The sequence below is a fragment of the Spirosoma validum genome, assembly GCF_014699035.1.
Classification (GTDB): Bacteria; Bacteroidota; Bacteroidia; order Cytophagales; family Spirosomataceae; genus Spirosoma; species Spirosoma validum.
This window is the reverse complement of record NZ_JACXAA010000010.1, coordinates 193370-212891: the sequence shown is the minus strand read 5'-3', so window position 1 is coordinate 212891 and position 19522 is coordinate 193370. Positions and strand designations below refer to the sequence as shown.

The following is a 19522-nucleotide window of genomic DNA, read 5'->3' as shown; positions in this document are numbered from 1 at the left end:
CGTAAATTTGCGCAATCAGTTGGCCAGTTGTTTAGTCAGTCGGTCAGTAAATGACAGTTTTCTTAACTGACTGGCCAGCTGACTAACTGATTGATCAACATGACACTCATCCCCGAACTAACCATACTGCAAGACGCAGATAAAGAGCAGGTTGATTTACCACGTACGTTGGAAGACGAGTTAGCGGTGGGCAAAAAACGGCTTTATATCGAAAGTTACGGCTGCCAGATGAACTTCGCCGACAGTGAGATCGTCGCGGCTGTGATGCGGAATGCAGGCTTCGCTACAACCTCTTCGGCCGAAGAAGCTGATGTGATTTTTTTGAATACGTGTGCCATCCGCGATAACGCTGAACAAAAGGTTCGTCACCGGTTAAAGCACCTTACGGGCTTAAAACGGCAAAAGCCCGAGTTGCTGGTGGGTATGCTTGGCTGCATGGCTGAACGCCTGAAAACAAAACTTCTCGAAGAGGAAAAAGTAGTAGACATCGTAGCTGGGCCTGATGCTTATCGCGATATTCCCAAGCTGGTTGAAGAAGCTGAATCGGGGCAGAAAGCCGTTAACGTATTTCTATCGCGGGAAGAAACCTACGCCGACATTTCACCTATTCGCCTGAATTCCAACGGTGTAACAGCCTTTGTTTCGATCATGCGCGGTTGCGACAATATGTGTAGTTTCTGCGTCGTACCATTTACCCGCGGCCGCGAACGTAGCCGTGATCCATACAGCATCGTTCGAGAAGCACAGGACCTTTTCAACCGGGGTTACCGCGAAGTAACGTTGCTGGGACAGAATGTGGATTCGTACAAGTGGCAGGAGCGGTCCGACGGGTCAGCAGAGGGTATGCAGTCTGGAGTTCAAGACAATGCTGTTTTTACGCCCAATGCCCAAACTCCTCTGCCCTCTGCCCCTACCACCTTTGCCAATCTTCTCGAAATGGTAGCGCGTATTCACCCGGACTTACGTGTGCGCTTTTCGACGTCGCATCCGAAAGATATTACGGATGATGTACTCCACACGATGGCCCGCTACGATAACATCTGCAACTACATCCATTTACCAGCTCAAAGTGGCAATAGCCGGGTGCTTAGATTGATGAACCGGACGTATGATCGGCCCTGGTACGTTGGTAAAATTGATCGAATTCGTGAGATTCTCGGTGAGGACTGCGGTATCTCAACGGATATGATTTCGGGGTTCTGTACGGAAACGGAAGAGGAACATCAGGAATCCCTGTCGCTGATGGATTATGTTCGCTACGATTATGCGTACATGTTCGCTTATTCAGAGCGCCCGGGTACGCTAGCCGCTAAAAAATACGCGGATGATATTCCGGAAGACGTTAAGAAACGGCGTTTAAATGAGATCATCGCGAAACAGTTGGAACACTCTGCTAAACGGAACCAGCGTCATATTGGGCAAGTGCAACGCGTACTGATCGAAGGGCCATCAAAACGCTCAGATGACTTCCTCTGTGGCCGAAATGACCAGAATAAAATGGTTGTTTTCCCCAGAGGAGATCACCAAAAAGGTCAGTACGTTCATGTGTTGGTTACGGAATGTACGTCGGCAACGTTGCGGGGCGAAGTAATTTGATTACGTGGTGCTAAACGGGTCGCCATTGCGATTCTCAAACAGGTACCATGAATTATTAGAGAGTGTCGGTTGCTTGAACTGACACCACAGCAACTATGAACAACCAAGAAATCCAGTCCGTTAAGCAACGTTTCGGCATAATCGGTAACGCTCCTGCGCTCAACTATGCGATCAACGTAGCGATGCAGGTTTCGGCTACTGATCTGACCGTGCTGATTACGGGCGAAAGTGGTAGTGGGAAAGAATCGTTTTCTAAAATTATACATAGCCTGAGTAGCCGCAAACACGGCCAGTTTATTGCGATCAACTGTGGCGCGATTCCCGAAGGCACTATCGATTCAGAACTGTTCGGACATGAGAAAGGCTCCTTTACCGGTGCTGTTGATTCACGCAAAGGCTATTTTGAAACAACCAACGGAGGTACGATTTTCCTGGACGAAATTGGTGAAATGCCCCTCGGTACGCAGGCCCGGCTATTACGTGTTCTGGAAAACGGCGAATTTATTCGTGTTGGTTCGTCCAAAACTCAGAAAACGGATGTGCGCGTCGTCGCAGCTACGAACGTCAATTTACTGGATGCGGTTGATAAGGGAAAGTTTCGGGAAGATCTATATTACCGGCTCAACACCGTACCTATTTTCGTCCCCCCCCTTCGCGAACGCGGCACGGACATTGAATTGCTATTCCGCAAATTCACGACCGACTTCGCCGAACGGTATCGAATTAAGCCATTACAACTGACAGAAGACGCCAAGCAGTTGCTTATGAGCTTTCCGTTTCCAGGTAATATCCGGCAGTTAAAAAACATTGCGGAACAGGTATCGATTCTGGAATCGGAGCAAAACAAACCGATTGATGGCAATACGCTGGCAAAATACCTGCCTCAAGCTCAGCAGCCAAGTCGTACACTCGCCCTGTTTCCACAGGCTAACGGCAGCAGTAATGCGGAGAATTTTTCGGAGCGCGAGTTGCTGTACAAAGTGCTGTTCGATATGCGCCGGGATGTTAACGATCTGAAGAAACTCGTTCGCGACGTATTGGGTAACGAGCAGGATGGCCGACAGATTCTGCATAATCATAAAGACCTATTCGACTCAATCACGCCTGAGAATGATGGTCGTACTACGTCGGATGTCGGTGTAACGCGTTTTCTGCCCGCAACAAACGGAACTGTCCGGCCAGAAGCCACAATCCGTCCTGCAGCCCCCGTAGCCCCTTCCGAAACCTATGGTAGCCATCCGCCCGTACAGATTTTTGATGAGGTCGATGGCGATATTAACGACGTAACGGAAGTGGAAGACGTAACGCATGAGACTGAAGAAGATGATTCGCTGTCGCTCGAACGGCAGGAGAAAGAAATGATTCTAAAGGCTCTCCGACGTAACAATAACAAGCGAAAATATGCGGCTCAGGCACTCGGTATCTCCGAACGGACGTTATACCGAAAAATTAAACAGTATGAGATTGATGAAGAATAAATTAAGAATGAAGAGTGAAGAATTAAGACTGGGCCGCCGGGCGGTGAAGAATAAAAAAGTAGTACGTATCCTGACATTATTCTTCATTCTTAATTCCTCACTCTTCATTCAATCCTGCGGAGTATATTCGTTTACAGGAACGACCTTATCGCCGGACATAAAGACCGTAACCGTTAACAATTTCGTACTGGCGACAGCGGGCGGACCGGCAAACCTGCCCCTAACCCTTAATGAAAAGCTGAAAGAGTATTACCAGCGTTATACCAGCCTAAAAGTGATCCCAGCCAATGGCGACATGCTATTGGAAGGAAACATTACCGGTTACGATCTGATAGCTGTAGCCCCGACCGCACAGGATCAGGCTGCTGTCAACAGACTGCAAATCACCGTATTGGTTCGATATTATAATAATAAAGACGAGAGTAAGAATTTCGAGCAGTCGTTTTCATTTTATAAAGACTTCCCACAGGCGCAAACGCTCAGCCAGAATGAAAGCCGTTTAGTTCCGCAGATTCTGGATCAGATCGTTCTTGACATATTTAACAAAACAGCCGCCGACTGGTAGGATGACTGATGAATTGTAATTCTTTTTTTACATTCATAATTAATCATTCATCATTCATCCTTACTTTCGATCCATGCTTGCCCTCGATAAAGAAACCTTTTCATACTGGGTCACTCACCCTGAGGACCTTACTCCTACTGACCTCGTGCAGTTACAGGAAAGTCTGTCAACTTACCCCTACTGTCAATCATTGCATACACTGTTGGCTAAGGCGGCTTCGGTGCATCAGCGTAGTCAGACGGTTCCCTACGTTCGTCAGGCCGCAGCCCACGCCCTCAGCCGTAATGCCTTGCGCAAGCTGATCGATAATGAGTTTCAGTGGTCAGAAAATTTACTGACGAAATTAAACGAGTTATCGGCTAGGCATGTCCCGATCCCTGATGATTATCAGCAGGAAAGCTACGCGCTTTTCAAGTCTAAAACAGGTTTAGGCAGTGGCTTTCCAAAGTTGTCGCTTCTACAATGGGCCAACCAACCCGACCAGAACGACGTATTGACCGAGCCAATCGTTACGATACCTACCCCGGAAGATCCGACGCTTACGGAAAAAAACCTACAGAATGATCTTGTGCAGATTGTGGAGACAGCGCCTGCCTTACCAGTTCCTACTCCAGAAGATATCGAACGGCAGCGTCAGCTTGATTTAATCGAAAGTTTTATTAAAAATGAACCGCGTATCTCACCTATCAAGGCTAAACCCACCGAACCCCTTGAACAGGAAGATTTAACCAAACGTAGTAAACCCACAGGCGGAGGCTTTGTAACCGAGAGTTTCGCTAAAATCCTGGCGAAACAAGGAAAAGTTGATAAAGCAATTGAAATCTATAAACAATTGATGGTGAAAAGTCCCGAAAAAAAGGCGTACTTTGCGGCAAAAATCAGTGAATTGAAAGGTGATCTGAGCGATTCGTAAACCACTTTTTTACTGACGACAGAACTTGATAAACGCACCGGCGTTCCGGTGATACAAATTTCATGGTAACGGCACTTGTTGTATTTATTTGCATTATCACCGTACTGCTCATTCTTATTGTCTTGATTCAGAACTCAAAAGGCGGAGGATTAGCTGGTGAATTTGGTGGACTGGGCTCCAATCAATTGATGGGAGTTAAGAAAACGACTGATTTGCTTGAGCAAATCACCTGGGGCCTAGGAATCGCCGTTATGGTTTTATCACTAGCCTCTTACATCATGGTTGATCGCAACCAGGTGGGTGGCATTAATAGTGCTAACGTTGAACGGGCACAAACGCAGACCTTACCGGGTGCTGCTGCTCCGACACCCGCGCCAAGTGCCGCCAATGGGGCAGCGCCAAGTCAGGCTGCTCCGGGCGCTCAGACACCTGGCGCGTCGACCTCTGCCCTGACACCTCAGAAATAATTTCAGGTTTATACGAATGTTGAAAGCCACTCCCAACTGGGGGTGGCTTTTTTGTTGAGTTGTTCCTATCTATCTATGCTACTGCCTGCGCCAACAGTTGCCGGGCGATCGGCAGTAGTGTTTCCTGTACAGGATAGGTATGTCGACTTTCCAGCGTGTATGTTGCCGGATTAGGCAATTGGCGATGTTTCCGAATTAGATCTAGCTTTATATTCTCAAACGTATTGACCAAACTCTTCCGTACTACTTCCACAAAACGGAGTTGTACTAATCGACCACCCGGCTCCTGCTCAGAATAGAGCGTAATACTGAAATAATAGACCTGCGTTTCTGACTGATTAGTAGCATGCAGGAGTAGATAACCTTCTTCGGGACGTAGCGGCAGCAATCCTACCGGTGCCAGGGTTAATGAGCTGGCAATATCTGCCCATCGCTGCTGACCTTCCGAGAGCATAGTCTGAAATCGCGGTAGAGCAAATTCCATAATGGCATCCATTTCGGCCATAAAGTCCGGTTCCGTTACGTCAGATTTGTATTCAATTCGAGGGGGTGGCCCAGTAACTCGACTAATTCGCTTGGGGAAAGCAGCATTTAGCGTACCTTTGCCCCTCGAAAAACGAATACCAGCGTTGTAATGATCGCGTAAATCAGGCAGATCAGGGCATAGTCGATACTCAGTGAAGTTTTGCTGAACGGCCTGCAAGTATGCCATCACGACATACTTTTGGTACTCAGCATCAAGCCAATTTTGCGTAAACCAGTCAGGTTGTAATTTTTTCATAGATCGGAAAAATCCATTTTAACCGTGTATGATTTAGTTAAACTAAGCAACTGTCGGCAAACTACCAAATTTTATTAGTAGAAATGTACAATCTACGGAATGAATTTTAACTAAAATAGTCAGTGGCATGGTGTCAGCCTAAAGTCTGAAAATTTGACAGCTTTAGCAGGGTTGGCACAGAAATTGGCGTTTTGCCAACGTCGTATATAAATACACATAAACAGTAAAAACCTTAATCAACTCATTATCATGGTAGCAGAAACGGAAAGCGTTAAAGTGAACGTGAAACCGCTGGCCGACCGGGTGCTGGTAGAAGCCGCACCGGCTGAAGAAAAAACCTCGTTCGGGATCATCATTCCCGACACAGCGAAGGAAAAACCCCAGCGTGGTACGGTCGTTGCCGTTGGCGCAGGTAAGAAAGATGAACCGCTGACGGTTCAGGTGGGCGATACGGTCCTGTATGGCAAATATGCCGGTACAGAAATTACCGTCGATGGCAAAGAGTACCTTATCATGCGCGAATCAGACATTTTCGCAATCCTGTAATTTAATGATAAATGATGAATGATAAGTTATTCGCTCAGCGGCCAACTTTTATTCTTTGTTAGCATTAATCATTCATAATCGAACCGGCGATCCGGTCATCATTAACCAATCATGGCTAAGAAAATATTTTTCGATACAGAAGCTCGCGAGCGCATTAAGAAGGGTGTAGATACCCTGGCCGACGCGGTAAAAGTAACCCTTGGACCTAAAGGCCGGAATGTAATTCTGGATAAAAAATTCGGTTCACCGACCATCACTAAAGATGGTGTAACGGTGGCTAAAGAAATTGAACTGAAAGACGCCATGGAAAACATGGGCGCTCAGTTAGTAAAAGAAGTAGCGTCCAAAACGGCTGATTCAGCTGGTGATGGTACGACGACGGCTACGGTATTAGCGCAGGCGATCTACTCGATCGGTGCAAAGAACGTAGCAGCAGGTGCTAACCCAATGGATTTGAAGCGTGGTATCGAGAAAGCGGTCAAGGCTGTTGTCGACAACCTTTCGGAACAAGCGCAAACGATTGGTGACGACTTCGGCAAAATCGAACAGGTAGCTACCATCTCGGCTAACCACGACGAGGAAATCGGCAAAATGATCGCCGAAGCCATGAAGAAAGTGGGCAAAGAAGGTGTTATCACGGTTGAAGAAGCTCGCGGTACAGAAACGGAAGTTAAAACCGTTGAAGGTATGCAGTTCGACCGCGGTTACCTGTCGCCTTACTTCGTAACGAATACCGAGAAAATGGAAGTTGAACTGGAACGTCCGTTCATCCTGATTTCGGAGAAAAAAGTATCGTCGATGAAAGAGTTGCTGCCTGTTCTGGAGCAAGTTGCTCAAACTGGTCGGCCGCTGTTGATCATTGCTGAAGATGTTGACGGCGAAGCGCTTGCTACGTTGGTTGTTAACAAAATCCGCGGTGCTTTGAAAGTAGCTGCGGTAAAAGCGCCAGGTTTCGGTGATCGCCGGAAAGCTATGCTGGAAGACATCGCTATCCTGACGGGTGGCCAGGTCATCAGCGAAGAGCGTGGCTTCAAACTTGAAAATGCATCGATCGATTATTTAGGCCAGGCTGAAAAAATCCTGATCGATAAAGACAACACGACGGTTGTGAATGGTGTCGGTCAGAAAGAAGACATCACGGGTCGCGTGAATCAGATCAAAGCCCAAATCGAAAACACGACATCAGATTACGATCGCGAGAAATTGCAGGAGCGTCTGGCTAAACTGTCGGGTGGTGTGGCTATCCTCTACATCGGTGCGGCTACCGAAGTAGAAATGAAAGAAAAGAAAGACCGCGTTGACGATGCGCTGCACGCAACCCGCGCTGCCGTTGAAGAAGGTATCGTAACGGGTGGCGGTATTGCGCTGATCCGCGCGATCTCTGCTCTGGACGGTATCAATACCATCAACGAAGACGAGAAAACCGGTGTTAATATCATCCGTGTAGCTCTTGAGTCTCCACTACGTACGATTGTTGCCAACGCCGGTGGCGAAGGTTCAGTGATCGTAAACAAAGTGAAAGATGGTCAGGGCGGCTTCGGTTATAACGCGAAGAACGATACGTTCGAAGATCTGTTCGCAGCCGGTGTTATCGATCCGAAAAAAGTGACGCGTTTAGCGCTGGAAAACGCAGCGTCTATCGCTGGTCTGTTACTGACGACCGAATGCGTAATTGCCGATGAGCCAGAGGAAGCTCCAGCCGGTGGTGGCCATGGTCACCCAGGTGGTGGCATGGGCGGCATGATGTAATATCAAGTTGCTGATATATTTAAAAACGCCCCCGGTCGAAAGATCGGGGGCGTTTTGTTTTTTCTTCGTTGATTTGGGATTCCAACAAACTCTACATCTATTTCATGAAGAAATTTTTCTCAGCAAAAAGCCTTTTTCAGGAAGGTGGTCTGACGTTTGTTCGAATTTTTGTTGGTCTGCTCCTGGTCTATCATGGGTGGGAAGTATTCGATTCCGCTAAAATGAAAGAGTACGCCGTATGGGATGTTTTCAATGAATCGGCCTAACCTATGTTTATGGTCTATTTAGGTAAAGGTTCTGAACTTTTGACGGGACTCCTATTGACTATGGGTTTGCTGACTAGACTCGCTTGCCTGATAATTATTGGCACGATGCTTTACATTACGTTTTTTGTAGGGCACGGCAAATTCTGGTATGAAGACCAACACCCGTTTTTGTTTGTATTATTGGCATTGGTCTTCTTTTTTACTGGACCTGGCAAATGGAGTTTGGACGCCTTATTGTGGAAAAGCAGTTTAAAATAAATTACATCTAGGCTCATAGATCATTCCACCATTTTCAGCAACTCATTCAGTTTCAGCAGTGCTTCAATCGGAGTCAGGCGATTAACGTCGATGGTGCGAAGTTTTTCTTTGATGGCTTCTGATTTTGGGTCTCCCGCTTCAATGATACGTAGCGCCAATTCCCGTTCGGCGGGGACAGCATCACGGATTTTTTCCCGATTTGCCTCACGCGCATGCGATGACTCCAGTTGTTTCAGAATCTCGTTCGCGCGGCTGACGATCTGAGCGGGCATGCCGGCCATCTGCGCTACGTGTATGCCAAAACTGTGTTCTGAACCCCCTTCTTTCAATTTACGCAGAAAGATCACTTTATTACCCAGTTCTTTTACGGCTACGTTGTAGTTTTTAATACGTGGATTATCGTTGGCCAGATCATTCAGTTCATGATAGTGCGTAGCAAACAGCGTTTTCGGGCGACAATCGGTCTTGTTGTGCAGGTATTCCGTGATTGACCAGGCAATGGAAACACCATCGTATGTACTCGTTCCCCGGCCAATTTCGTCCATCAACACCAGACTCCGTTCGCTCAGGTTGTTGAGAATGCTGGCCGTTTCGGTCATTTCGACCATGAACGTACTTTCTCCGCGCGATAAGTTGTCAGACGCTCCAACCCGTGTAAATATCTTATCGACGATACCAATTTCCGCCGACGTAGCGGGCACGAAGCTCCCCGACTGTGCCATCAGGACAATCAGCGCCGTTTGACGTAGCAGAGCCGATTTACCGGCCATATTCGGACCGGTAATGATAATGATCTGCTGCGTCTCGTCGTCCAGGTAAATGTCATTGGGGATGTAGTGTTCGCCTGGTGGCAATTGCTGTTCAATAACCGGATGCCGCCCGTCTTTGATGTCCAGCACTTTACTTTCCGTAATCTGTGGGCGGATGTATTTATTTTTGACAGCTACCCGCGCGAACGAAGCCAGTACGTCCAGCACCGACAAAACGCGGGCATTCTGCTGAATAGCGCCTACGTACTCGCCAGCCGCCAGAATGAGTTCATTGAACATTCGGGCTTCAATCTGAAAAATCTGTTCCTCAGCGTTCAGAATTTTGTCTTCATATTCCTTCAACTCGGGCGTAATGTAACGCTCAGCATTCACCAGCGTTTGCTTCCGAATCCAATCCTCCGGTACGCGATTTTTGTGGGCGTGGGTAACTTCCAGATAATAGCCAAATACTTTGTTGTAGGCAACTTTCAGAGAACTGATACCCGTCCGCTCGACCTCACGCTCCTGAAGTTGAAGCAGATAATCCTTACCCGAATAAGCAATAGCCGTCAATTCGTCCAGCTCAGCATTGATACCGGGTTTAATCATACCGCCCTGATTGGAGAGCGTTGGCGGATCTTCACGCAGTTCCGCTTCGACGCGATCCAGCAGAAACGAAACGGGATTAAGCTGATCCGCATATTTTTTCAACGATGGTGACTCATTCTGGCTCAGTGCCGTAATAAGCAGTTCTTTGATCGGCAGTACATGTTGCAGCGACCGTTTTAGTTGCAGCAGTTCCCGCGGATTGATCCGTCGAACGGCCACTTTCGAGACCAGACGTTCGAGATCACCAATCTGCCGTAAATGATTCACCAACGTATCGGTCAGGTCAATATCGGCAGTTAGCAACTCAACCATATTCATCCGCTCCTCAATCAACGCTTTTTCCTTAAGCGGCAAACTAAGCCATTTACGGAGCAAACGCGCACCCATTGGTGTTACGGTCTGATCCAGAATCTGTATAAGCGGAACGCCCCCTTCCTGTTGCGCGGTCGTCAGTTCAAGGTTACGAATCGTAAATCGGTCGAGCCAAACGTAGCGATCTTCTTCAAGCCGCGTAACGCGTGTAATATGCTGAAGATCTTTGTGTTCGGTTTCGTTGAGATAATGAAGAATAACACCCGCTGCAATAATTCCATCGGGCAAGCCTTCGATGCCGAATCCCTTTAGCGAAGTCGTCTGAAAATGTTGCTTCAGGAAGTTATAGCCAAAATCGTACGTAAAGGCCCAGTCCTCAAGGGTGTACGTATGAAATTTATCGCCAAACAAAAGTCCGAACTCCTGCCGATTGCGCTTGCAATACAGCACCTCCGACGGATTAAAGCTTTGCAGCAGCTTATCGACGTACGCTGAATTACCCTGCGACGCCAGAAATTCACCCGTCGAGATGTCCAAAAATGATATACCAAAACTGTCTTCACCTTTGCCAAAGTGCACAGCCGCCAGATAATTGTTCCGTCGGGTATCCAGTACGTTATCGTTGAAGGAAACGCCGGGTGTAACTAACTCTGTAACGCCCCGTCGGACAATGCCTTTTGCCAGCGCCGGGTCCTCCAACTGATCGCAAATCGCTACGCGCTCCCCCGCCCGGACGAGCTTAGGCAGGTGCGTATCAAGCGAATGATGGGGAAAACCAGCCAGTTCTTCGTTCGAGCCACCGTTGTTCCGCTTAGTCAACGTAATACCCAGAATTTTGCTGGCCCGAACGGCATCCTCACCGAAGGTTTCGTAAAAATCACCGACGCGGAAGAGCAGCAACGCACCGGGGTATTTCGCTTTAATCTGGTTGTACTGGCGGTTGAGAGGAGTTTCGGTTTTCTTCGCTTGTGGCTTTGCTGCGGTGGCTGTCTTCACTGAAATTTTTGATAATGTATTAAACAAATATAGTCATTTTTGCCAAGAAATTGGCCAGTTTTTACCCGAAAGGCTCCCCCGTCCCTTTACCAATGATCGCTATGACTACCACGGATCAAGTTGATAATCAATTTCCGATCGTTGCCAAATTCAACCCAATTATTCGAACATACCTATTGCTCTACGTAGCGTTTATTCTGCTTGTAACTGTGGTAGGTATCATTCTGCTTCCCATCTGGTTACTCGGGGTTGGACAATGGTGGAGCAGGCATTACTTCGATAAGCTTCAGTGTGAATTAACGGAACGATCGCTGCATTTCAGGAAAGGAATTATCGTAGAAGTGGAAAAGACGATTCCACTCGAAAACATTCAGGATGTTACGTTCGTGGCCGGTCCGATACTCCGTTATTTTGATCTGTGCATCTTAAAATTTGAAACGGCCGGGCAGAATTCAAAGCAAGCCAATGACATGGAGCTGATCGGCATTATAGACGCCCAGACGTTCCGCACGCAGATTCTCGAACAACGCCAAAAACTAATAGCATCCCGTACTAGTCAGCCAGCCGTTAACGCTGATCAGCAACTGCTTACCGAAATCCGCGATACGTTGCAGGATATTCGACAGTTGCTTCAGGATACAAGTAAACAAACCAATGCGTAAACTCTCCCTTGATAACCTCAACCGACTCTCTGTCGATGATTTCAAAGACGCTGAAAAATTCCCATACTGCCTGATTCTGGACGACATCCGTAGTCTCAACAATGTTGGGTCGGTTTTCCGGACGGCGGATGCGTTTCGGGCGCAGAAAGTATATCTGTGCGGTATTACCGGTCAGCCCCCCCATCGCGACATTACCAAAACAGCCCTGGGCGCTACCGAGTCGGTTGACTGGCAATATGTTACCGACGTAGTAGCCCTGGTTCAGCAATTACAAGCGGACGGCTGGATTGTGGCTGCAATAGAGCAAGCTGATGGTAGTACGTTGCTAAGCGATTTTCAACCGGAACCAAACAAACCGTATGCTTTCGTGTTGGGTAACGAGGTAGCGGGCGTTCGGGAAGAGATTGTTCAGCTAGCAAACGTAGTACTTGAGATACCGCAATTTGGTACAAAACATTCGCTCAACGTGGCCGTCACAACCGGTATTGTTTGCTGGGATTTCTTACAAAAAATGTAACGAAAACTTAACATTGGATTTTTGATTGTCCCGAAAATTTCGTATTTATTTGTAAATTTTTCCCATCAAGTCAAATGGCAAACAAGACCCAGAAAACACAACAGAAGTCGCTGGCTTCGGAGATCATCAGTTCAATCGAGGCTAAACTAAGCGACGCTGGTGAGGCTACAAAAAAAATGAAGAAATCCATCGAGAAATCGGCGGATAAACTGGCAAAAAAATTAACAAAGTTGATGCATAAGGCGGAGAAGAAAACGGACAAGCCCGCCAAGAAAGTAAAAAAAGAAGCGAAGAAAGCGAAGAAAAACGTAGCAAAGGCCGAAAAAAACGCGAAACGCACGGCTAAGAAAGCCATTAACACTGTTGCCGATACAGTCACTAGTGTGGCTTCAAAGACGACTAGTGCACCCGCTAAACCAGCGCTAAAGCCCGTTGCTACGAACAAACCCGCGGCACCGCGTGCTAAACCAGCGCCAAAACCGGCCAGTACGTCCGTTCCTGCTGAGACTACAGCCGATAACGCCTGATTTAAATAGCTTTACAACGTATTAGCCCCAGGGCTGTCAAGTTCTGATTTTCAACCCTAAAAGGGTGTAATCTTTGTAGAAAAAGAAAAAGCTTATTTCTATAATGATTTCATCTCTACGGGATTAGCACTTAACAGCCCTGCGTATTAGCACGTCATAAACGGGCTTTTTCATTGTATATCCCAAAATACAAAAAGGCGTCGTCAATGCACTGCATTGACGACGCCTTTTTTCTATACGACGCCCTATTTGCTAACCGAAGCTGTGTTTGATTTTACTACCTTCATCACGCCGTTCATGATACGCCAGTGGCCAGGGAAAGTACACACGAACGGATAATCGCCGGGTGTAGCTGGCGCGGTGAACTTGAGCCGATACGTTTGATCCGGATTGACCAATGGAGTTGCCACGATAACCTGTGAGATTGAGGGGACATAGTTCTTTTCAGCACCGTCTTTGGCCGTAATCATCTTGTCAGCGGCTGTGCCGATGACTTCCATGCTTTTGGGCTTGCCAATCACCAGGTTATGCTGCATGGCATCGGGGTTTTCCAGCACGATTTCTATCTGCTTGCCCGCCGTTACGCTGAACTCTTTTTTGTCGAAGCGCATTTCCTCACGAATCGTTTTCATACGTACCACTTCGACATTCGGATCGACGGGAGCTTCTTTTGTCATTCCCCAGGCTTCATAAAGCCGATTCAGACGCTCACGATTATCGGCTGATACGGTAGTACTCAAGCTTGCCAGAAATGATTTATCAGCCTCACGAACATCTGCTTTTTTTCGCAGATTCCAGCCTTCAGAAACGCCTTTTACAATGGCTTCGCTTTCCGTCGGGTTCAGCTTCTGGGTTTGCCGAAGCAACGCAACAACTGAATCGATTGGCGCTACGGATGCGTAGCTGCGCGTAGCCCGTTCCAGTACGTAGGCACTCATGCTTTGCGGAGCACGGTACGTTAGGGTATGCGTAGCGTTATTGTTCTGTTCGTTACTTTCCGGAATTTTATTCTCTCGGTCGAGCATTACTGTGATCGTGTATTGCCCGGCTCGCTCGAATAGTACCCCCATGTCTCCTACCCAAGGGCCATTGTTCGCTTTGCTGATCGTGACGGTTTCGCCCGGCTTGATGCCTGTGTTATGCGTAACACTGACAAAATCGATTTTGGCCGCATCAACCGTGCCTTTTGGCCCTTCAATACGTACCGACATCGGAATTGGCATGCCTTCTGGAATGGCAACACCACCCGCATTCGTTACGTCGATGAATACCTGTGCCCGTTCGCGAACCGAAGGTGAATTGGGCGTTGTACGGATCTTAGCAACGACCAGATCAGGCTGGTTCGATGTCGCGTAGCTTTTGTTACTGGTCGAAGCCGTCAATACGTTCGGTTCTGCACTCGCCGAATGATTGTGCGATTCCATATCATGCATCGGTTTGGCCTGCGTTGGTGCATTCGTGGCAATTTGCTTTAAATACATCTTCATCAATTGCCCATCATGGCCGGTCAGTACGCTGGCAAACGCATCGGGCAACCAGCGATCATTGACTTCAGTGGCCTGATTCATTCGGGCAATGACAGCCGCTGTAGCTTCCGGATTCGCGGGCGACTGAGACAAGGCTAGTAAAGCGTTCAGAACAACCAGTGGTTCTTTATCCTGGAGCAAATTATAGCTTAATATGGCCTTCGGTAAGTTGGCGTCGAAAGGCATTATTTGCAGGACCGTTTTACGTACCGCCGAAGCAGGATGTTTGAGTGCATCAAGTGCAGCCCGCGTTACGTCTTCCTGTTCCATTGCACCTAATCCGTGCAACGTCCAAAGCGCGTGAATAGCTGCCGGATTATTTCCGATTTCGTCTAACGACTGATCCTTTACTAAGGCAATCAGTTGTGGCACTACGTCTTTGTTATTACGTTCGATGAGCAGCCGCTGAGCCGTCATTCGCCAGAACATATTCGTATTTTTCAAAGCCGCAACCAGTTCCTCCGGTCGACTTCCTTTGCTCAACGCCATTGGCGTATAGGCCGGTGCTTTGCTGTAACCGACGCGGTAGATTCGACCGTGGGTAAAATCACGCAAGGGCGTTTCGTAGGCATTTCCCGAGCCATTGGTTGCGCCCTTGGGCGTTGGATTATGCTGAATGATGTAGCTATACCAATCGACTACCCAAACGGCGCCATCGGGTCCTACTTCAGCGAATACGGGCGCAAACCACTCGTCGGCACCCGCCATCAGATTAAACCCTTCCGCATCTTCAAAGTCGGTACCCGTTTTCTTCATGACGTTCTGATGAAGAATGTGTCCCGTTGGTTCAGATACAAACGCAATCTTGTTCCAGTATTTCTCGGGGAAGGCGCGGGCGGTATAAAAATTGTGCCCTGCTGCTGCCGTGAAGCCCCCGAATACGTCAACCTGACGAACCTTCTCCGTAATGGGTTTCATGTCTTTGTGCGTATCGGTACTACGGCTGCCATTTTCACGAATGTGGGGAGCACCGTTGAAATATCGATTCGGGATAGCCATATACCAGCCGTGTGAATTATTGGCCGTCGAGCCGAAAATATCGCCCGTTTCCATCAAGCCTAATCCCCAGGTGTTGTTCGACGTACTGGTTACGTATTCGAGTTTCGAGCCATCGGGCTTGAACCGGAAGAAACCCTGACTGAACTTGACACTATCGGCGCCAATTTTACCTTTGAACCCCGAGTAACCAACGCTGCCCCAAATCCAGTTATCGAAACCATAGTGAAGATTGCTGGGCCCGGCATGCGTGTCGAACGTACCAAATCCGGTGAAGACAATTTTCTTTACGTCAGCCTTATCGTCGCCGTTGGTATCCTGCAAAAACAGCATGTGTGGGGCCTGTGATACGTAGAGGCCGCCATTCGCGAACGCCATACCGGTCGGGATACTAAGCCCTTCAGCAAAATTGGTAAACTTGTCGGCTTTGCCGTCTTTGTCGGTGTCCTCACAGATGACGATGTAATCAGAGCCCCCTTCGGGTTTACGCTCGTTCGGGTAATCTTTGGTGATCAAGGCATAAAGTCGTCCGCGCTCGTCCCAGGCCATGGCAATGGGGTGCATTACGTTCGGTTCGTGCGCAAATAGATTCAGCGTAAAATCGACTGGCACCTGAATGTGTTTCATCGACTCTTCGGGCGACAGCGGGTTCTGTTCCATCTGCGCACCAGGGCGTTTTTCATAGTTCGGCAGATTGGCCTCTTTGTAGGTAAATTGCTGCGGTTTCAACTCATCGTGCAGCTTTTTTACGTTATCGCCAACGGCCCAGAGAATACCGCGCTCTAACAGTTGCTGAAAACCGGGCTGGCTCCAGGTACGTTCATCGTGGCCATAAGCCGTATAAAACACACGTCCTTTTCCGTACTGTCGTGTCCAGGTATAGGGTTCTTCCTTAACGCCTGGTCGGTTGGCCGCTGCCATATCTTTTTCCTGGTCGGCTTTAATATCCCGAACGGCCAATACGTTGTTGTCAGCCTGTAGATGGGTATGCAGATACGTTTCGTCGTACGCTTTAAAGGATTGTAACCCCATGACCAGTGGGCTGTTCGGCTGCGTAAAACGCGTCTGAATCGTGTCCATGCGGTGCCGCCAGAACTGCCCGCCGACAACTTTATCGACGTATTCAGTCGAATTGCGGAAACAGTATGACGCGCAGTGTACTGGAATAACCCCATGCCCTGCCGATACGTAGTCGAGCAATGCTTTTTCCTGCGGTTTGGGAAGACTATCCCAGTTCGCGAAAATGAGCAGACCGTCGTACTTATTCAGATTATCCGGATTAAGGTCTTCCAGCTTGTCGGTATACGTAAAGTTAATTCCTTTACTACCTAACGCAGCCATAATTTGCGGCACGCGTTCAATGGGCCGATGGTGACCGTTATCGCCCAGAAACAGGATTTCTGTCCGGCGCGGTTTGGCCGCATCGGTTGACTTTTGCAGAACAGACGTCTGCTTAGCCGACTGGCGAGCACATTGGGTAAGCGCTATAAGCGCCACCGCAGCCAGTAAAAGTTTTGTTTGCTTGATCAACATAGAGATCGTTGGTTCAAAAAGCTATTTCATTCGAGTTTCCACCAATACCGACACTTTTGCCGTTCGCCATCCTGATACATATCGAGGTCTTCTGGCAGGTCAATAATTTCGATCAACGTAGCGCCAATGCGTTCGCAGGTCCGACGTGACGCCTGGTTATCAGGATCGCAGGTAATCCAAAGTTCAGTAAATCCATGCTGTAACGCTATGGACTTTAAGGCAAGACAGGCATAGGCTGCGTAATGATGACCTCGGTAGGATTCATCCACGTTGTAGCCAATATGACCAGCATAGAGCAGGATATTCTCCTCGTTGCTTAACCGAAGTCGGATTGCGCCGGCTTTTTGTTGCGAACTCTTCTCAACGATAGCATAATGCTCAGCAGCTACTTTCCCCTTGTCCGGATCAGCCGGGAATGCCTGGGCAAACTGAAGCCTTATGGGCGAATCCGTCACGCTGCCGTAAAATCCGGGAGTTGTATGAGCTTCCCGCCCTGTAAAGCAGATTCGTGGGCGAGAATACCCACGCTCGTCCAGTTAGCCGACTGAGCCGCGTTCGGGAATGGATCCCGATCTTCGACAATGGCCGACACAAACTCATGCACCATGTGCGGATGTGAACCACCGTGGCCACCACCCTGCGTAAATGACAAATGCTGTTGATCATCGGCATCGTAAACGCCTTTGGTCGTAAAGCGCTGAATTTCCTCAGGCAACAGGCGGGCATAATCGGGTACCGTCACCTTTTCCGGAATCTCCGGTTCAGGTTTTTTAGCCGTGTGAATCACCGGTTGCTCCTCTTCGATCAGTTGCCACTCGAACGATTTTTTATCCCCATACACCTCAAAACTCTCGCGGTATTGCCGCGCTACGTCAAACAGCGATCGATAGACATAAGCGGATAAATCGCTGTTTTTAAACTTGATATGGGCCGACTCGACCGCGAAAGGAGAGTTATGGATCTTAGCCAGTTCTTCCCGAATTGTTCCTGATCCAAAGCAAGATACGTAATCGGCTTCGAGTTTCAGCAAACCTGCTACGGGGCCAACGCAGTGCGTCGCATAATGCATAGGCGGTAAACCCGGCCAATAATCAGGCCATCCGTCCATATCCTGCTGGTGGCTCGCTTTCAGGAATTGCACTTTACCCAGCTCCCCTTTTTCATACAATTCCTTGACAAACAGAAACTCGCGGCTATAGACCACCGTTTCCATCATCATGTATTTTTTACCCGATTCTTTCGTCGCTTTCACGATTTCCATACAGTCCTCAACGCTCGTCGCCATCGGTACTGTACACGCTACGTGTTTACCGGCTCGCAGCGCTTTCAGGCTCTGCTCGGCATGGTTCGGAATGGGTGAGTTGATATGAACCGCGTCAACAGCAGGGTCAGCCAGAAGTTCGTCGTAATTACTGTAACGTTTTTCAATGCCGTATGCATCACCGATTTCGTTAAGCTTTTCAACGTTACGCTGGCAAATGGCATACATGTTTGCGTTCGGGTGACGCTGATAAATCGGAATAAATTCAGCCCCGAACCCGAGGCCCACGATGGCAATGTTTACTTTCATAATGTAGCCTGGACAGCCATGTCCGGGTGTTTAATGTCTTGATTATTTGCCCGAACGTGGCCGTCCAGGTTACGTTTTATGAACGCCAGTCCATCGACGGCCAGTTGTTCCGGCGAGTCGAACATAGGGCGGAAAATATGCGTGGCGGCTGCGAGTTCTGGCGGGTTAGGACCAAAGGCTTCAATGGCAATTGGCCCTTCATACCCAATGTCCTGCAAGGCTTCAAAAACTTCACCAAACTGGATATGCCCCTTCCCGGGCGTAGAGCGATCATTCTCCGAAATCTGTACATGCGCCAGATAGGGAGCACATTGACGAATTGCATCGCCGATATTTTTTTCCTCCATATTGGCATGGAACGTATCAAAGGCAGCCCGGCAATTAGGATGATCAACAGCTTCAACGTAACGTACCAGATCATCAACGCAGGTAAGCAGGTAAATTTCAAAGCGATTCAAGTATTCAATGGCTAGTGTAACGCCTTTCGTTTGGGCATATTCGGCCACTTCCCGCATTCCCGTTACCGACCAGTTCCATTCTTCCGCCGTCGCGGGCTTACCCGAAAAAGCTTTGAAACCGGCATACATAGGCCCCATCAGAATTTTAGAGCCTAAAGCTTCTGAACAGTCGACCACTTCTTTCAGGTAGTCAATAGCTGCCCGGCGTATGGATTCATCGGGGCTGATGAGACTATGGGCAATACCGCAAATCGTGCAGGTTTGAACGCCTAAACCTAATGCTCTGAGTTCTCCGCCAATACGTTTCCACTTTTCCAGGTCAGTATTGTTAATGGGTACTTCAACAAAATCAAACCCGCTTGTTTTCAGGAATGATAAGGTATCCGACAAGTCCTCGTCCATTGACATTGTCCAGACGAATAGATTCATTCCCAGCTTATTCATATTT

18 protein-coding genes are annotated in these 19522 nt (G+C 48.3%); 12 read left to right on the top strand and 6 right to left on the bottom strand.

Going from position 1 to position 19522, the window contains the following annotated elements; genetic code table 11:
* Positions 1-99 precede the first annotated feature (99 nt).
* From IC230_RS24235 to secG, 5 genes are all read left to right on the top strand, one after another.
* Positions 100-1596 carry a MiaB/RimO family radical SAM methylthiotransferase gene (locus tag IC230_RS24235; protein WP_191041643.1) on the top strand — a complete coding sequence of 499 codons (1497 nt, stop codon included), beginning with the start codon at positions 100-102 and terminating at the stop codon, positions 1594-1596.
* 95 nt (positions 1597-1691) lie between these two features.
* On the top strand, positions 1692-3074 hold the full coding sequence (locus IC230_RS24230; protein WP_191041642.1) for a sigma-54 interaction domain-containing protein: 1383 nt from the start codon (positions 1692-1694) through the stop codon (positions 3072-3074).
* A complete protein-coding gene (gene lptE, locus IC230_RS24225; protein WP_223860817.1) occupies positions 3064-3639 on the top strand; it encodes an LPS assembly lipoprotein LptE in 576 nt (191 codons plus the stop codon). Before IC230_RS24230 ends, lptE begins: the two co-directional genes overlap by 11 nt.
* 73 nt (positions 3640-3712) lie before the next feature.
* Entirely contained in the window at positions 3713-4552 is an 840-nt protein-coding gene (locus IC230_RS24220) for a hypothetical protein (RefSeq protein ID WP_191041641.1), read from the top strand.
* Between the two features lie 62 nt (positions 4553-4614).
* Positions 4615-5019 carry a preprotein translocase subunit SecG gene (gene secG, locus IC230_RS24215; RefSeq protein WP_191041640.1) on the top strand — a complete coding sequence of 135 codons (405 nt, stop codon included), beginning with the start codon at positions 4615-4617 and terminating at the stop codon, positions 5017-5019.
* A 73-nt stretch (positions 5020-5092) separates the two neighbouring features.
* Here secG and IC230_RS24210 read toward each other — a convergent pair whose 3' ends face one another.
* Complete coding sequence (locus IC230_RS24210; RefSeq protein ID WP_191041639.1) at positions 5093-5800, bottom strand: hypothetical protein; 708 nt, start codon at positions 5798-5800, stop codon at positions 5093-5095.
* A 249-nt stretch (positions 5801-6049) separates the two neighbouring features.
* Here IC230_RS24210 and IC230_RS24205 point away from each other — a divergent pair, with 249 nt between their 5' ends.
* The 4 genes from IC230_RS24205 (at position 6050) to IC230_RS34125 (ending at position 8619) form a co-directional block, all read left to right on the top strand.
* Positions 6050-6346 (top strand): co-chaperone GroES, encoded by a 297-nt coding sequence (locus IC230_RS24205; RefSeq protein ID WP_012925587.1) that lies wholly within the window; start codon positions 6050-6052, stop codon positions 6344-6346.
* Between the two features lie 111 nt (positions 6347-6457).
* Entirely contained in the window at positions 6458-8095 is a 1638-nt protein-coding gene (gene groL / locus IC230_RS24200) for a chaperonin GroEL (RefSeq protein ID WP_191041638.1), read from the top strand.
* 104 nt (positions 8096-8199) lie between these two features.
* Positions 8200-8361, top strand: a complete 162-nt coding sequence (locus IC230_RS34130; protein WP_223860816.1) for a hypothetical protein — start codon at positions 8200-8202, stop codon at positions 8359-8361.
* 3 nt (positions 8362-8364) lie between these two features.
* On the top strand, positions 8365-8619 hold the full coding sequence (locus tag IC230_RS34125) for a DoxX family protein (RefSeq protein WP_223860815.1): 255 nt from the start codon (positions 8365-8367) through the stop codon (positions 8617-8619).
* 20 nt (positions 8620-8639) lie between these two features.
* On the opposite strand, the gene mutS is transcribed toward IC230_RS34125, so the two are convergent.
* Positions 8640-11285 (bottom strand): DNA mismatch repair protein MutS, encoded by a 2646-nt coding sequence (gene mutS / locus IC230_RS24190; RefSeq protein ID WP_191041637.1) that lies wholly within the window; start codon positions 11283-11285, stop codon positions 8640-8642.
* 101 nt (positions 11286-11386) lie between these two features.
* On the opposite strand from mutS, the gene IC230_RS24185 reads away from it, so the two are divergent.
* From IC230_RS24185 to IC230_RS24175, 3 genes are all read left to right on the top strand, one after another.
* The gene (locus IC230_RS24185) at positions 11387-11947 is read left to right on the top strand and encodes a PH domain-containing protein (RefSeq protein WP_191041636.1); all 561 of its coding nucleotides are present in this window, start codon (positions 11387-11389) and stop codon (positions 11945-11947) included.
* The gene (locus tag IC230_RS24180; RefSeq protein WP_191041635.1) at positions 11940-12464 is read left to right on the top strand and encodes an RNA methyltransferase; all 525 of its coding nucleotides are present in this window, start codon (positions 11940-11942) and stop codon (positions 12462-12464) included. Before IC230_RS24185 ends, IC230_RS24180 begins: the two co-directional genes overlap by 8 nt.
* Before the next feature lie 74 nt (positions 12465-12538).
* Positions 12539-12991, top strand: coding sequence for a hypothetical protein (locus IC230_RS24175; RefSeq protein WP_191041634.1), 453 nt, complete (start codon positions 12539-12541; stop codon positions 12989-12991).
* A 245-nt stretch (positions 12992-13236) separates the two neighbouring features.
* Here the strand turns inward: IC230_RS24175 and IC230_RS24170 are convergent, their stop codons facing one another.
* The 4 genes from IC230_RS24170 to IC230_RS24155 are packed head-to-tail and all read right to left on the bottom strand — an operon-like array spanning position 13237 to position 19518.
* Positions 13237-17046, bottom strand: a complete 3810-nt coding sequence (locus IC230_RS24170) for a PVC-type heme-binding CxxCH protein (protein WP_191041633.1) — start codon at positions 17044-17046, stop codon at positions 13237-13239.
* 26 nt (positions 17047-17072) lie between these two features.
* The gene (locus IC230_RS24165) at positions 17073-17501 is read right to left on the bottom strand and encodes a GNAT family N-acetyltransferase (RefSeq protein ID WP_191041632.1); all 429 of its coding nucleotides are present in this window, start codon (positions 17499-17501) and stop codon (positions 17073-17075) included.
* A complete protein-coding gene (locus IC230_RS24160) occupies positions 17498-18616 on the bottom strand; it encodes a Gfo/Idh/MocA family protein (RefSeq protein WP_191041631.1) in 1119 nt (372 codons plus the stop codon). The genes IC230_RS24165 and IC230_RS24160 overlap by 4 nt, the downstream gene beginning before the upstream one ends.
* Positions 18613-19518, bottom strand: coding sequence for a sugar phosphate isomerase/epimerase family protein (locus IC230_RS24155; protein WP_191041630.1), 906 nt, complete (start codon positions 19516-19518; stop codon positions 18613-18615). The genes IC230_RS24160 and IC230_RS24155 overlap by 4 nt, the downstream gene beginning before the upstream one ends.
* Positions 19519-19522: the final 4 nt, after the last annotated feature.